Source organism: Flavobacterium sp. (assembly GCF_043778725.1).
In the GTDB taxonomy this organism is placed as follows: domain Bacteria; phylum Bacteroidota; class Bacteroidia; order Flavobacteriales; family Flavobacteriaceae; genus Flavobacterium.
Genome location: NZ_JAYWFT010000037.1, coordinates 1 through 15946 on the forward strand (window position 1 = coordinate 1; position 15946 = coordinate 15946).

Consider the following 15946-nt stretch of genomic DNA (forward strand, 5'->3'; position numbering starts at 1 on the left):
TTCTAGTGTGTTTGGACCATCGATTTTTGCATTTCCTGCTACGTGTAGTTTGGCAGTTGGTGTAGCATTCCCAATACCTAAGTTTCCAGCAAAATAACCTGTACCATTACCAGAAACAGAAAATGCCCCTTGTTCTGTACCATTTGTTTTTACGCCCTCACCAGCACGAATTAAGAAGCTTGCAATTTGATTAGGTCCATTACTCCACGAGTTTGGTTCAAGTAATAACAATGTTCTTTGGTCTGCACTTCCAATAGATTCTACTTGTAAATTAGCAATTGGTGTTGCAGAACCAATACCAACTCTACCCAATTGATAAATATTTTGGGTATTGGCTGTAGCTCCAGCGCCAGTTGCTTGGTTGAACCAAGGTTCTGAAGCACTTGCTATTGTGGTTGCACTGATTTTTCTTAAAGTACCGTTAAATTCAGTAACGATATTGTCAGAATTAGCACCTACTGGAATATTACTAATGTTAAGTCCTCCAGTACCTAAAGCTGCTAAAGGAGTTGTTGTGCCATCATTATTTAAATCATGAAAAGTAAAACCACCGTAAAGACCACCTTTAGAATTTAACATACTAATATCACCTAATCCAGCTGCTCTATTTACACCTAAAATTAATTTTCCAGCACCGCTTAATGTAGCTAGATATGTTGGAACTCCATAAGATGTGTTTGAATCAAGATTTTGTCCTGTTACTAAAAGACCTCCATTACCAGCTACGTCTAGCTTACCTAACGGCGCTGTGTTTCCTATTCCAAAATTGCCATTCTGAATAAATCTAGCCCATTCTGTAATGGCATCTCCTGAAGTAGACTCTCCGAAACGAATACCAGAATTAGGATTTCCAAAGCCATTCTGGTTCAACAACCATGTTTCTCCATCACCTAGAGTCCGGTTCCATTGTAAATGAGCACCTTGTTGTGTTATTGGATCGAATGAATATACACCGAGACCGCCATTTACTCCAAGTTTATTTTGAGGCGTATTAGTACCTATACCAACTCTTCCATTAGTTGCATCTACAGAAAGACTGTTACTTGCTACATTTAAAGCATCTACACCAGTACCTATTATGGCAATTTTGTTGGTTTCTGTAAGCCCAGATATTGTTGTAGGTTGTGTTAAAACACCGCCTAGTTTTACGTCACCACTTGTTACTGTTATACCGTTGCTCGCTGTTACCGTTGCATTAGAACCTGCTGGACCTGTTGCTCCGGTGTTTCCTTGAATACCTTGTGGTCCTGCAGCACCAGTTGCTCCCGTAGCACCAGTTAAACCTTGAATACCTTGTGCGCCGGTTGCTCCTGTAGCACCATTTGCCCCAGTTAAACCTTGAACACCTTGTGCGCCTGTTGCTCCTGCAGCACCAGTTGCTCCAATAATAGAAGTTCCAGTTGACGGCCATATTCCAGAAACTTTTGGGCCATAGATAGTGTTGGTTGTTGTATTGATGAAGAAATCGCCTTCTGCACCAGTTGCTGCTATTGGGTTAGAAGTACCGTTAAGTACAGTTGTGCCGTTTGTTCCATTAGTGCCGTTTGTTCCATTAGTGCCATTTGTTCCAGCCGTACCTTGTGCTCCAGTTGCACCAGTGTTTCCTTGAATACCTTGAATACCTTGAATTCCTTGTGATCCAGTTGCACCAGCTGCTCCAGTTGCACCTACTAAGGATGTTCCAGAACCCCATGTCCCAGCTGTTTTTGGTCCAAATATTGTATTTGTTGTTGTATCGATATAGAAATCACCATCATTACCAGTGCCAGCTACAGGAGTTACAGTACCTGAAAGCACTGATTTACCAGCTGCCATAGGTAGCCATGTTCCACCATTTATATTGGTTGATATGTTTCTATAATAATAGAAGCCAGGCACAACAGAAATACTGCCAATGGCAGATGTTCCTGTTGTAGTATTGAATACCAATAAACCATCAAATCTATTGGGATTATTATTAGCTAAGGATGTTGAAGGAATCATCGTTGCCAAAGTAGTAAGATTTACTCTAGGAAATAAAAGCCCCTTACCATTGTTGGTAGAGGAGTTCCAGAGGGTAGAACTTGAGGCATCTAAAAAGGCAGTACTGTTAGTAACATTACCAGTACTTGTGTTGGTATTGATTCTAACTTGTGCGATCATACTTTGCGTAAACAATGCGATGGCACTTATGAGAAGTATTTTTTTGTTTTTCATAATTAAAAATTTAGATTATTGAGCAAGAGGAAACCAGAAAAATCCATCGCAAATGTACGTATTACAAAAACCGCCATCAGTAGTTGTAATAGTCATGTGTGGATCTATAGTTCCAACTGGAAAAGCTATTTGTGTTGCATCTGAAGGATTACATATTCTTATCATTCTTCCTTTGTTCGAAGCTGGAGTTGGCATAGTAAATACTGAATTAACAGAATTATTATAAACTAAGAAGTTGTCGTCTTGCGTTACAGTGTAAGCTGCACTAGTAACAACTGTTGTTTTTACATATTGTGCGCCATTAGTTTCGAAAGACCCATCAATTACTGTTCTAGCAGTACCTGTTGTAAAAGTCAAGTTGTTGTTTGCTTGATTGACAGTTGTTGGATTAGATAAAGTACCTCCAAGTTTTATATCCCCTGATGTAAGTGTTAAACCATTAGAAGCAGTTACAATAGTACTAGGGCCTACTAATGAAGTTCCAGTTGATGGCCATGCTCCAGAGGCTTTTGGTCCGTAAATTGTATTTGCAGTAGTGTTTATAAAAAAATCGCCATCATTTCCTGCAGCTGCTATAGGATTGGAAGTTCCGTTTAATACTGCAGTACCATTTGTGCCATTAGTTCCAGTTGCACCTGTATTTCCAGTCGCACCAGTAAGTCCTTGAATACCTTGTGCTCCAGTTGCACCAGTAAGTCCTTGAATACCTTGCGCTCCAGTACTTCCAGTTGGTCCAACGAGAGAAGTTCCAGTTGATGGCCATGCACCAGATATTTTTGGTCCGTAAATTGTATTAGTAGCGGTATTTATAAAGAAATCACCGTTTACGCCATTAGCTGCAATAGGATTGGAAGTTCCGTTTAATACAGCTGTACCATTTGTGCCATTTGTTCCAGATGGACCTTGAATACCTTGTGCTCCAGTTGCACCTGAACTACCAGTTGCACCAGTAAGCCCTTGAATACCTTGTGCTCCAGTTGCACCTGTATTACCTGTTGCACCAGTAAGCCCTTGAATACCTTGAGCTCCAGTTGCACCAGAAAGCCCTTGAATACCTTGCGCTCCTGTACTTCCAGTTGGTCCAACGAGAGAAGTTCCAGTTGATGGCCATGCACCAGATGTTTTTGGTCCGTAAATTGTATTAGTAGCGGTATTTATAAAGAAATCACCATCATTCCCTGCACCTGCAATAGGGTTGGAAGTTCCGTTAAGAACTGAGTTTCCATTGTTGCCTGGAGTACCAGCATTGGAAGCAGTCCATATTGGAGCTGATGGGGTTCCTGTATTGTTTTCTAGTTGATTGGATGTAATGTTGAATATTAACAATCCTTTAGCTGGAGCTACTATTGCATTACGTTGTGTATCTGTTAGTCTGGGCATTAGAAAACCTTTAGTTGTGCTTGAAACATCTAATACTGCAGAAGCATCTGGAGTGGTTGTACCAACTCCAGTTTGTGCATTTGCAACACCTATATTAAGGAAGGCAAATGCTGTTATGTATTTTATTTTATTTTTCATTTTTAATAGATTTTGATATTAATTATTTTTTATTGTTACAGATACTCTTCTCGCTAAATCTAAACCTGTTTTGGGGTTGACAGGATAGGATGTATCAATGCCTATAGCTTCAACATTTACTCTTGATTTATCTATTCCGCAACTAGTAATGATGCTGAAGAGTTTTTGAGCACGGCGTAGTGACAGGTTTTTATTTTTACTTTCATTTCCGCTTATGTCTGCATACCCAGTTAGGGTAGCAATTGCATTTGGATATTGACGTAAAAATTGTATGATATTATACACATTATTAGTAGAACCCACGTTTGGATTATCATTGTTTACATCATAGAAAATGTTTAGATATCCTTTATTCATAAGTTCTTTCAATACATCTATTTTCTCAATAGTTGTATTATTTTGACCATCAAGACCGTCTTTAACTTTACGTTCCATGTCATCTGGCACGCCATTTTTATTATTGTCTATGTATCTGCCTCTAGAGTCTACATTAATACCAGCAGGTGTATTGTTTTCTTGATCTAGATAATCTGGTATTCCATCTTTATCCATATCTTTCATCAATTTTTCAAGATTGTCAAGACGAATTCGCGCGATTGTGTCTACTTTATTTGTCTCTTCACTTTCTATATACCAGTCTGCATGTTTTTTATCTTTATTGCCAACATAAAAAGTTAGACCTAAAGAGGTGTTATACAATAGTCCAGATAGATTGTTATCTGTAGCAGCATACTGTCCATCCCAATTTAAGTGCTGGCGCACGTTGCTAACCGCAGAGAAGTCACCTGTAATAACAATTCCTTTGCTGATTCTTAATTGAGGCGTAAGGCCTATTATAATACCACCGTTGTCTTCCGATACTCCTTTGTTTATTCCTGTTTGAGGTCTAAGTTTAGCTACTTGTACACCTGTGTGGGCAAGCAAGCCAAAACGTTTTGTGAAACTTTCAAATTGAAATACACGTGCTAGATTAGCAACGCCTTGAAGTCCAAATCGGTATTGTTTGGTTTCAAAAGGAAGCGAACCACTACCAGCTTGATTGTCTATGATGTCGAAGGCAATGTCAATTTTAAACCCAAAAATAGGAGAGACCATATACCTTGTTCCGATATCGTAATGTTTAACTCCATTGAAATTGAAATATACGGTTGGGTCTGATGAATAGTAACCAGTTGAATATGGTTTTACTCCTTTATTGTTTCCCGCGTTAACTTCAATAGACCAACGATTAAATTCATTTTTGGTTTTATCTTGAGCAGTTGCAAAAATGCATGACAGCAATGCTACACCTAGAAAAGTGTTTTTCATGATTGATTTATTTTTCATTAATTAATTTAATACTAGCTATTTTTTCATTTTCTAGTTTTACCTTAACAATATAGATTGCTTGTGCATGATTGAAAGGAGTTGAGAAATTTGTATTATTTTCAACTTTTGTTTCATAAATTTTCTTACCCGATATATCATAAATTTCTACATTTGTAATCGCTAATGAAGCTTTGATGTTCAATGTTTGATTTTTTATATTGGCAACAACACTAGAAAAGTCAAACTGATTGTTTGCAAGAGCATTACTTTGATAAACTATTTCGAAACGACCTTCTAAAGAAGTAGTATTTGTTGAAAAAGTGTAATCACCATTTGCTAAGTTGAAATAAGTTCCTACTAGGTTGTCATGCAGGTACACTTGAACACCGTTAGTATTGAAAACACCTTCTTTTTCGCTTATACTTATTGTAAAGTCTTCTTGAGTTGTATTTGATTTAGATATACCAAGTGGCACTATATCTGTGTCAAAAAAGTTAGGACGCGCATTGATTGCTAGCTTGCGCCCATCACCTTCAAAAACAGAGTATAATTGCGCAGTGCTTACTGAGTTTCTTCCAGCATCATACATACGATCATAATTTAAAGATGCTTGCGGTAAGTAAGCTATCAATATTTGACTAAAAACTCCGTTGTTTCCTGTCATGTTTAACTTGAAACGGTCTTTGGGTTCTAGGATTGCAGTTTCTTGGGAGGTTTTGTTGAATTGATTATTGTTGTCTGTTAATCTCATACAATTTGTAAAAGTTACAGTTCCCGAGTTAGTTAAAGATTTCACTTTAAATCCTTGACCTGAAGCTATTTTGCCGTTGAATGATGATGGAATATTAGATGGGACAACGTTACCAGCAAGTGTGTAAGCTATGTAGTCCGCTTGAGTGTATAATTGTGACCCACCATTATTTACTGTTCCAGAGGTCCATAAATATACAACACCATCGATATCAGTATTGTATTCTAAAAACTTGTACGCATCAATTGCTGATGGATAAGGATTGGATAATAATACATGTGAAGTACCTCCGTTTGGTGAGGACAGATTGTTAGTTATTCCAAGTGCAATATCTCCATTGTTTGCAACACCAGTAAATTTTAAGTTAATAAAATCTGTATTAGTTGCATTAGAAAATGGTGCTTGTTGTTTAATACGAGCGATGAAACCCTTACCTACTTCAGTAGTTGTTAATGTTTGCCAACCTCCTCCAGCACCAGTAACGTATTTGTATTTTAAATCAAATGCGTTTGCTAATGACGCTGTACTTGCCTGTGCTCCTGACAATTGTGAAAATGCATTTCCTGAGATTGGCGTTCCCCAATAAACATAGTCAAAGCGTCTCATTACACTACGAGTTCTTTTGGTAAGTTCAATTTTGGGTGCGCTAACACTCGATGCTCTTTGTAGCACACTAGCTTCACTAGACATTATAATTTTAGCTGCACCAGTTGCACCATTAATTATTTCTATATTTTGTCCATCTGCTAGTGTTACATCTGCATTTAATACTAGTGAATTACAAGCAAAAGAACCAGCACTATATGCGGTGTTAATTACAACTGGATCACTTAGTGTTGGTGAAGACGGAATCCATGAGCCGCTCCATGTTTTGGTTACTCCAGAAGATGGTATTAAAGGAGGACAAGCTATTCCTTTTACTGCGATAGTGAAATAATAGAATGTGCTTAAATTTACATTGGCTAAAGTAGTTATTGATCCATTTGCGGTTGTACTACTTCCACCTAAAATTGATGTGCCATCTACTGATGATGGTATTTGTACCCATTTTACTCCGTTGAATCCTGCAATTGTTAGGTCAGAGGTCGATGCCACCATGGCGCTAATTGCACTTGACGTTCTCCATGTTAATGATATGACAGCACTATTGAGTCCTCTTATGTCCCAATATTCATTATTGGACACGGAACTTATCGTAGCATCTAATGCATTACCTATTGAATTTGCGCTTGCTCTATAATATGCTACATCGACAGGAGCTAGAGAAGAAGGCGTAACTCGTGCAGGTGCACAAATACCCGATTGGCCAACAGGCAGAATAAATGGTGTTGTAGTTATTACGCTACCGTAACCGTCTAGATAATGAGCGTCTGATGCGCCATTTGTTGTAGACGTAGACGAGAAAATCAGTTTTCCATGTGTCAGAGGCGTCCTTGTTGTAGTTGTTTGTCCGCTAGAAGTGCCAAAATAATACGTGTCGGCACCTATGTAGACATAGCCATTATCGCCAATGTACAAAGGTTCGTTGTTTTGAAACTGTGCATTGATTGTGTTAACGACTAGAACAAACAAAACGAGAAACATCCAATTGATGGGTACTGAATTCTTTTTTTGTTTAATAGTAATTGTTTTCAATTCTTTTATGATTTAAGATTAATAATTGCAAATCAGCATTAAAGCTGTAACCGTCTTGAATCCCTTTTTGGATTTACCTTTTGGAGAGTTGATTTATTTATTTTTTTCAAGTTTTGCATAACCGACCGCTAAACCTGCAACTATTAATATGGGTAGGTATTTGTTTATAGGTGCTGATGGAGGTGGCTCAGGACCATCTGGTTCTCCGGTTGGTGGTGGTTCAGGGCCATCTATTGAAGATGGCGGCGGTGATGGGCCAAACTGCGACAGTGCAGGTGTGGTCATTCCTAATAGGAATAAACACATGATTACTAATAGCTTCTTTTTCATGGTTTTAATTTTAATTACAATTTTCACAAACACTACATTTCTTTATTAGAAATATCTGTACATGTATACAAAGTTAATGTCAAGGCATTGCAATTATGTGCCAAATATTGTCATGATGTGCTTAAAATAGATATTATTTTCAATACTCACCTCTGTTTTTCTTAAGGTTGAAGACTTTGCAGTGCCATGTCCTTTCTAGTTAATATTGGGTTTTGTATTAAATTTTGTGGATTGTGGAATTGTCTTTTATTTGTTTTCAAATTATAGTGTTGCATAATTGTGTTACTAGCATTTGAATACTGAAGTTTAGATAAATTTAGATTTATTGTAAGAAAATTTTGGAAGTTCTTTTATATTCTCTACAGTTTAGGAATTTTTCAATAACAGTTCTGTCTATTTAATATTGAGTTCGATATTAAATTTAGACTAAATGTTTTTATACTTTGATTTTGTTTCTAAAGATGTTTTTTCAAAAGACTAATGAAGTATTATTAGTTTTAAATTGAAATGAGCATTACTTATTTTTTGTATTTTCACTTTTGATACATCTCGTTTGCTTCGTACCATTTTCTGTAATCTTTTGGGGTTTTTCCTGTTGCCTTTTTGAATATTGAGCAAAAATTACTGTGACTTTTGAAGCCGATGTCAAATGAAACTTGTATTACTGGAAGATTTGTGTCTATAAGTAATGTTTTGGCTTTGTCAATTTTTTTGTCTATTATATATTTGTAAGGGGTTACTCCTATATATTGTGTAAAAAGTCTGTTGTAGTGTTGTGATTCCCATCTGGTTTTTTTAGCTAAGTCTGAAATTTTAATTTTTTCACTAATATTTTCGTTTATATATTTTATGGATTGTTTTAAAATAAACGGAATATCGGTATTAATTTCTTTATTTTGTCTAATTGCATCAATATTTCTGTGTCTGAAATTATGAAGTACTATGGAAACTGTTGTTTTAAGGTCGGCAGGTTTGAATGGTTTAACAATATATCCATAAGGTCTAGTTTCGCTGACGCGTTCTAAAGTTGTTTTGTCTGAATAGGATGTTATATAAACGAAAGGGATTGTGTCTTTCTCTAGTAAGTATTTACCTAAATCGATACCGTCTTTATCTTTTTTTAAATTGATGTCGACTAGTATTAAAGATGGCGTGAACTGATCAATAGCTTTAATTGCGTCTTCAACACTAACAATGTCTATAATAGCATCGTAACCTTCTTCATTTAAGATTTCTTTAATGTCTAAAGCAATTATTAGTTCGTCTTCAACTATCAATATTGGTGCTTTCATGATTAGAAGGTTTATGAATTAGCGTATTTGAATGTTATGATGCATTTGGTTCCATTTTCATTTTCGATTTTAAAATGACCGTCAATTTGTTTCACTAAAAGTACAACTAATTCTAGTCCAAAAGATTTTTTGGGTTCTATTTTGTTGTTAAAGCCAATACCATTATCTGAAATAAATAACTGAATAATATCTTGATTGAATCTTAATAGTTCAATTTTTATAGCTGCTTTAAAGCTTTCATTTGGGAAAGCATGTTTTATTATGTTGGATAATAACTCGGATGCTATTAATCCTAAAGTTGTTGCTGTTTGAATGTCAAAGAAAAAGTCTTTAGCTGCAATGAAGCAATCGAGTTTAATTGTGTTTTGTTCGTAAATTTGTTTAATACTACCCGTTAATTTTTCTAAATATTCTTGAAAGTTTACTGTTTCAAAGTTACAAGATTGATATAGACTTTCGTGAATTAGTGCCATCGTATTTACTCTTGATTGGCTTTTTTGCAGAAAGATCTTTATTTCTTCATTCTCCATTTTTCTAGCTTGTAGATTAAACAAACTCATTATAAGTTGCAAGTTATTTTTTATCCTGTGGTGAATTTCTTTGAGAAGTGTATCTCTGTCTAGAATTAGATGTGATAATTCTATTTGTATTTGTTCTAACTCAACAATCTTGTTTGTACTTAAAGCATTGTTTGTTTTTAATAATTTGCATGAGATTTGTAACTTGACGTAAAACCAAGAGATTAAAATTAATCCTGACAACGCTGTTATTAAACTGTACATTGTGTTATTCTTTTTTATTTTTTGTATTGGCTCTTTGTTTTTGTTTGTTGATTCTTGCATAGCCTCGAAGTCACCATAACCTTCAAGGCTAGAATGGTATCGTAAACGTTGGTTTATCTTATTGCCAAATTTGTTTATTGTGGATGATTTTGGCGCTGCTTTTTTCATTACAACACTTTCTGATATATTTGAATAACTCTGGGTTATTACCATTATTAGAATTGTTGTAATTAGTAGTTTTATTTTGTTTGCTTTTATTTTCATAATATTTAACAAACTTAAAAATAAGCATATTATTAATGTGTCTTTTTTAGACTTGATGTGTTAGATTTAGATTTTTTTTGCTTGATACTGTTACTAAATGCCTGTTTTCATTGTGATGAGTTTAAAACAATTATGAATTGTTTAATGTAAGTGTGTCTCGAAAAATTTATGCTTTATTTTTTTATTGTTTAGCGTAACTTTAGAGATCCAATTTTGGACAGCATTTAGGTGTTTATTAAAAAATAATAATAGTTTTAGCTGTTTAATAATTGGGTTATCTGTTGTAAGACTTATCATGTTTTTGAGTCTTATTTTTTTCGGTTAGCATTTTTTCAATATCGTTAAAAGCGTAGAATATTGTTCCTCCAATTTTATTTGATTTTAGCGTATTGCTGGTTCTTAGATTTTGTAACGTTCCTGGTGATATGTTTAGTAGTTTTCTAACATCTTTTGATTTTAACCATTTTTTTTGCTCATTTGATTTTGAAGTAAAGAATTCCTTGAGATCTTTTAAAAGAAGTTCTCTAAACTCATTTAGTTCTTCGCCTGTAATAATTTCTAATACCATACTTTTAGATTTATGTTGTTATGGCACAAAATTGTAATGTTTGATTTGATTTATTTCACAAGCGCATCACAAGTTGTGGTAAAAAAATATGAAACTATAGTGGAAATTTCTTGTTTAGTTCTCTTATAAAATAGGTAGGTGATATTCGTGTTCTGTTTTTAAATGCTTTTGTAAAGTTTTGAGTTGAGCCAAAACCTGCTTCTTCACCTAAAGCCTTGTTTGTGTAATTTCTATATTTTTTTTCTGCTTTGAGTAGGTCAACGATGTAGTAAATTTTTAAATCACTTATGTATTCGATTATTTTTTTATTTCTGTGTTTGTAAACTATTTTGGAAGCGTATTTTGTATTGGTCTTTAACAAGGCTGCTAACTTTATTAAATTCATGTCTTTTTCTAAATATTTTTTGTTTTTCTCAAATTTTTCAAGGTTTTGAAGAATGGAGGCAACTAGAGTTGGATTTAGCTCTAAATCGGATTCCGAAAACACCTTGTCATTTTCTAAAGTATCCCCGGTATTGTTTACGTTTTCTTCTCCTAAGACATGCTTAAGTTCGTTATTGTTTTGTTCTTTACTGAGTTTGGAATTATGATTTTCTTCTAACTGAAGGTTAAGCTTGTTGTCATTAAGAGCTGTGTTCTTTGACGTAAACTTTATAAGTTCTTCAAATCGTTCCCTGTATTTTCTTTTGTTCCTATTGTGTATGTGCGTTAATACCGTAATTGCAATTAAAAGCAAAGCTATTAGTGAATAGTTTATTTTATTATTGAAATTTAAACTTTTCTCAAGATTGGCTTTTGTTTGAAGTAGTTTTTTGGTGTCGTATTCTTTAAATATTTTTTGTGATAAGTATTTGTAATTTTCATTGATTAGTTTGTCTACTTTGAGCAATTTATTGATGTATTCTAATTGTAAATTGGGTTTGTTTGTTCTCTCGTAATGTTTAATTAAAAGTTCGTAGTTTTCTCTTAAATCTGGTCTTATGTACTTTTGATCCACGAAAGCTTTGTCTACTTTTTTAAAAAATGAAATTGCTTTATTTTCTTGCTTTAAGGCTAAATAAGATTTGCCAATATAGAAGAAAGCCACTGTTTGATTAGCGAAATCTTTTTTTGCATCTATGGCTTTTATTGCTTCTGAGAGTTTTGAAATTGCCACTGTGTATTGTTTCTTGAAATATAGATTTATTCCCTCTGAATGTATGAAATAAGGGTTCATTTCATTATTGCTGAGTTCTCTAGCTAGTTTTAACCCTAAATCATTATAATAAGTGCATGAATCATATTTTCCAATCCTATTGAAACATAGACCTATGGAGTGAATTGAGTTTAAGTATGCCCTGTCGTTTTCTTGCTCAAAATATTTAATACATTCTTTAAACAATGCAATTGCTTCATCGAAAAATCCGAGGTAGTATTTGGAGTGTGCTATAGAGTATTTGACTTTGTAAATTGCGTATTCATCTTTTGTTTGTGACAGGTACTGGTCAGCTAAGATGTAATTGTCTAATGCTTTTTGGAGTTCTTTTCTGTCGTAATAAATTATACCTTTAGTTAAGTAAGCCTTACCTATAACTGCATTGTCCTTAGATAGTTTGGCGATAATGATTAAGCTGTCTGTTTTTTTTAATTGTTGTTTTTTATTTGAAAAATAAAGCACCTCTCTGTATGCTAATGCCATTTGTTTCCAATTTTTCTCCGTTCTTGATTTTTTTAGCCAAGATTCAGCATAAATTTTGGACTTGCTTGTGTCTTTTTTGTTGTAACTAATTTCTTTACTAAGATATGAAAACTCTTTTTGTTGTAAACTATCTTTAGTTGTTGCGCTCTTATATTGTCCCGAAACATGTATGCACAGATTAATAAAGATTGCGATTAAGTATTTTTTTTGTTTCATTGTAATGTAGAAGCGTTTTTAATAGGTATGGGTTTGCTAAATTAGCGAAAAATCTGTCAAATTATTAAAAAAAATCATGTAAAACTTCTATTTTACTATTAAAATAACAACTAAGCTGGTGTTTTAGGTGTTTGATTTTTAATTAATTTTTTTATGTCAAAGAAAGTAATCCACTTTATACTAGTGTTTAATTCGCGAATTACATAGTTGTAATTCGCGAATTGGTTATCTGATGATTTTTTTGAGGTTGCTAACGTTGTTAGTTTTGTCTTGAATTCAAAAGGATTTAGTTATCCAAACATTGTTCAGATTATCCCGGGAGAAATGAGCTGATTAAAAAATCAGTACTATTTTTAAAACACTAATTATTATGAAATTTTATTATTTATGTTTGTTCCTTTTACCATTTTTGGTTTCTTGCAGTGATTCTGTTGCGACTACTGTTAATCCCTCGTCAGTGAAACACTATTCTCCAAGTTTTAGTAGGGCTTTCGAGCCCATGGCTGCTAATCCAAACAATCCATTTGATGGTGTGGGACAAATTCATGACGAGTTGTTAGCAGCCTATTTTGCTGATGATAACTTGCCAACTACACTTTATGGCATTGCTAATCGAGTGTCTTTATTAGCAGTAGGCAACACGAGTTTCAACTCTTTAAGTACTACACCTTATTCTTTTCATTCTCTTGAAAGGGTTGGGTATATTTCAAGTCATTTAGACACTTGTACCCCGGAGATTATTGAAAATTCACTTGACACCTCTGCAGCTAAGTAAGTTTGACAAATTATATAAGCTCTTTGATGTCTCTTTGTGCCACCGAGAATGATTATGCTGTCATTTATAGCTTTATTGTTTCTTACGAAGCTACTGTTTTAGGAACTTCTAGTTTTACCAGTAGGGATAAAATGGTTATTTTGAAGACCGCATCAATTTCGAGATTCTCTGCTTATACAAGAAAGAAACGACCTAAAAAGAATAGAGATCCAGAATGGGATTATATGGTAGGTAACATTATTGCTGGAGCTGATGGAGCTGACGAAGGTAGTCAAGAGCGTATTATAAAGGCACTGATTGTTGGAGTCTGGGAGAATCAATAGGTGTATTGGAGCGCAGTTATCTTTATTTTTGATATTTTAGATGTATTTTAATCAGTATTATTTTAAAGATACTAACCCTCTTACCCTTTGTGTACACCGCCAAAATATGTGAAAGTGGAGAAGGCTGCTCTTTTTAGAGTAGCCTTTTACTTTTCGTCTGCTTCTTGTATTCTTTTTATTAGGTTTTCTTTTAGGGTGTCAAGAAAACTGGTTTTTTCAATTGTTTTTCTGTTTCTGATTTCAATAAATATTCTGTGGAATTGTCCTATTTCTAGATTGAATATGGTTTCGAATTGGAATGCAATTTCGGTTAGGCTAAGTTTTCCATTATTTATTACACCCTGGGTTTGGAGTGCATATATTAATTCAACTAATGCTACTTTTGACCCTGTCCAATTGAGGATTTTGGTTTTGCTTTTGATTGTTGTTTCTGTGTTTGTACTGTTTTTTAATTTGGATTCTATGTAGTCTTGAATCTTTTCGATTGCTATTATTTTGGCTACTTTGAAATCGTGTGATGTTGCGAATTTCCCAATATAATTATCATCATCGATTGTTTGTTTGAATTTATTTCTTTTTCTCAAGAAGTATATTTTATCTAGTTGTTTGTTGTTGCTTCTGTAATACTTATAGAATTCTATATTTTCCTTGAAGTAGGTTTTGATTTTTTGCAGTTCAGTGTTGTAGTACTTGCGAATTGTTTTTGGTGTGCCTTTAGGTTTGCAGATTTCTATGTTAAAGATTTGGTTATAGAAAATAATTTTGCTCTCAAATTGTGGTTTGATCATTTTAAAGAATTCTATTTCTTCATGTTTGTTTTGAAAGGTGTATTCCTTGAAATGGCTTTTTAATTTAACTATGCTTTCCTTGCAAGTTTTTATACTTTGTTTTGCTATTTCAATTGGGTTTTGGTTGGATTGTTGGATTTGAGCTAACTTAACTTCTACTTCTTGTAGTAATGTATCTGAAAAGGTTTTCATAGGTTGTACTGTTGTTAATTATGTAAAGCATCCAAGTAGTTTGTTTGCCATTTATTGGTAAACAAATTTATCTGGGTGTTTTCTATTTAACAAATTGTTATGTGTGTAATTCCTGAATTGAATAGTTTGATTCCCGAATTGATTAGAGTGTTTTTGTCAATTTTTCAAACTTATTTCTCGAAGTTATACTAGTTTGAAAGAAATGTTTTTTAGTTTTGTAAAACAACTATTACAGCTAGTTTTTGGCTGTGTGGAAATATATTTAAAGCGAAGTCGTTTAACTTTTATTGTATTAAATTTTTTTTAGTGCAATTATTATGAAAGCTAGATAATTAAAACCTAACCAACTTGCTATTGTTGTGTCAAATCTGTTTAGTAATGACCTAAAACTGTCCATCCAAGCATTTGTTTTTTCAGTTTTATTCCGCTCATTATAAGGCAATTGGTTAAAAAAATTCATCTCTTTCTGTGTCTCCATTTCTTTTATTGAAACAAACATTTGCATTTATTTATTTTTTCTCAAAACATAGCCTAAACTTTTTAGAATCAAAGCCAGCATCAGCATTTAAAAAAAGTCCCTTAACTTGAATATTTGCCTGTTCTAATGTTTCCATAACAATTTCAAACTGAACTTCTATATCATAAAGGTCGTTATGGTTGCCTGCAACCGGGCTTGAAATAGCTAAAGGCAATCCTTATCTGTCACTTAAATACAGTACATTTGTTGTTTTACGTTTCTTTCTGCCTTGATATTCTGCTTCTTCACCATTTCTTATTGCAGAAGTATGACTCCCATCAAAATCGATACTCGAAAGGTCTAATTTTGATTTATTTTTTTCTAAAATGCTAATCCAACTTTTATTTAAAACGTCGGTTCTACACCATTTACGATAATGATAATAGACGGATTGCCATGTCAATAAATCATCATCAAATAATGATTTTACTGGAAGTTGATGCCATTGAACTCCTGTTTTAATTTATTATAGAACAGCATTTACTATTTCTTCTAGTGGAACTATTACTTGAAAACCTCTTTTGGCTAAAGGTAAATATGGAACAATTTCACTTTTTATTATATCTTCATCTAGTACACTGTTCATAAGGATTGATTTTGAAATAATTATGTTTTGCAACACAAATTTCGTCAACCCTTTTATATTTATAAAATAAGTTTAAATCACTTCAGCATATGAAAGAATGTAATAACATATTCAATATACTTATATCATAAAAAAGGTACTCACAAAAGCGAGTACCTGTTAAAAAATATTTTAAAAAAATTACTTCACTCTTTCTACAACTATTTTCTGACTTATACTTTGACTAT

12 protein-coding genes and 1 pseudogene are annotated in these 15946 nt (G+C 33.7%); 3 read left to right on the forward strand and 10 right to left on the reverse strand.

Features of this window, described 5'->3' with window-relative positions:
- From ACH2CG_RS03345 to ACH2CG_RS03360, 4 genes are all read right to left on the reverse strand, one after another.
- Window positions 1-2196: beta strand repeat-containing protein (locus ACH2CG_RS03345; protein ID WP_395062184.1), on the reverse strand; the 2196-nt coding region annotated here is incomplete at its 3' end.
- Between the two features lie 15 nt (window positions 2197-2211).
- Window positions 2212-3714: a beta strand repeat-containing protein gene (locus ACH2CG_RS03350; protein ID WP_395062186.1), complete on the reverse strand. Its 1503-nt coding sequence runs from the start codon at window positions 3712-3714 to the stop codon at window positions 2212-2214.
- Between the two features lie 18 nt (window positions 3715-3732).
- A complete protein-coding gene (locus tag ACH2CG_RS03355) occupies window positions 3733-5022 on the reverse strand; it encodes an OmpA family protein (RefSeq protein ID WP_395062188.1) in 1290 nt (429 codons plus the stop codon).
- 7 nt (window positions 5023-5029) lie between these two features.
- Entirely contained in the window at window positions 5030-7408 is a 2379-nt protein-coding gene (locus ACH2CG_RS03360) for a T9SS type A sorting domain-containing protein (protein ID WP_395062190.1), read from the reverse strand.
- A 148-nt stretch (window positions 7409-7556) separates the two neighbouring features.
- Between ACH2CG_RS03360 and ACH2CG_RS03365 the strand changes: the two genes are divergently transcribed.
- A complete protein-coding gene (locus ACH2CG_RS03365; RefSeq protein ID WP_395062192.1) occupies window positions 7557-7787 on the forward strand; it encodes a hypothetical protein in 231 nt (76 codons plus the stop codon).
- Window positions 7788-8271: 484 nt separating this feature from the next.
- On the opposite strand, the gene ACH2CG_RS03370 is transcribed toward ACH2CG_RS03365, so the two are convergent.
- The 4 genes from ACH2CG_RS03370 to ACH2CG_RS03385 all read right to left on the reverse strand — a co-directional run bounded on the left by ACH2CG_RS03370 (window position 8272) and on the right by ACH2CG_RS03385 (window position 12538).
- A complete protein-coding gene (locus tag ACH2CG_RS03370; protein ID WP_395062194.1) occupies window positions 8272-9030 on the reverse strand; it encodes a helix-turn-helix domain-containing protein in 759 nt (252 codons plus the stop codon).
- An 11-nt stretch (window positions 9031-9041) separates the two neighbouring features.
- Entirely contained in the window at window positions 9042-10076 is a 1035-nt protein-coding gene (locus tag ACH2CG_RS03375) for a sensor histidine kinase (protein WP_395062196.1), read from the reverse strand.
- A gap of 274 nt (window positions 10077-10350) precedes the next feature.
- A complete protein-coding gene (locus ACH2CG_RS03380) occupies window positions 10351-10644 on the reverse strand; it encodes a helix-turn-helix domain-containing protein (protein ID WP_395062198.1) in 294 nt (97 codons plus the stop codon).
- 94 nt (window positions 10645-10738) lie between these two features.
- Window positions 10739-12538 carry an AraC family transcriptional regulator gene (locus ACH2CG_RS03385; RefSeq protein ID WP_395062200.1) on the reverse strand — a complete coding sequence of 600 codons (1800 nt, stop codon included), beginning with the start codon at window positions 12536-12538 and terminating at the stop codon, window positions 10739-10741.
- Between the two features lie 499 nt (window positions 12539-13037).
- Here ACH2CG_RS03385 and ACH2CG_RS03390 point away from each other — a divergent pair, with 499 nt between their 5' ends.
- Together ACH2CG_RS03390 and ACH2CG_RS03395 are read left to right on the forward strand one after the other, a co-directional pair.
- The gene (locus ACH2CG_RS03390; RefSeq protein WP_395062202.1) at window positions 13038-13313 is read left to right on the forward strand and encodes a hypothetical protein; all 276 of its coding nucleotides are present in this window, start codon (window positions 13038-13040) and stop codon (window positions 13311-13313) included.
- A 2-nt stretch (window positions 13314-13315) separates the two neighbouring features.
- Window positions 13316-13636: a hypothetical protein gene (locus tag ACH2CG_RS03395; RefSeq protein ID WP_395062204.1), complete on the forward strand. Its 321-nt coding sequence runs from the start codon at window positions 13316-13318 to the stop codon at window positions 13634-13636.
- Window positions 13637-13782: 146 nt separating this feature from the next.
- Here ACH2CG_RS03395 and ACH2CG_RS03400 read toward each other — a convergent pair whose 3' ends face one another.
- Both ACH2CG_RS03400 and ACH2CG_RS03405 read right to left on the reverse strand, forming a co-directional pair.
- Complete coding sequence (locus ACH2CG_RS03400) at window positions 13783-14616, reverse strand: RteC domain-containing protein (RefSeq protein WP_395062206.1); 834 nt, start codon at window positions 14614-14616, stop codon at window positions 13783-13785.
- A gap of 292 nt (window positions 14617-14908) precedes the next feature.
- Window positions 14909-15755, reverse strand: a pseudogene (locus ACH2CG_RS03405) (transposase).
- Window positions 15756-15946: the final 191 nt, after the last annotated feature.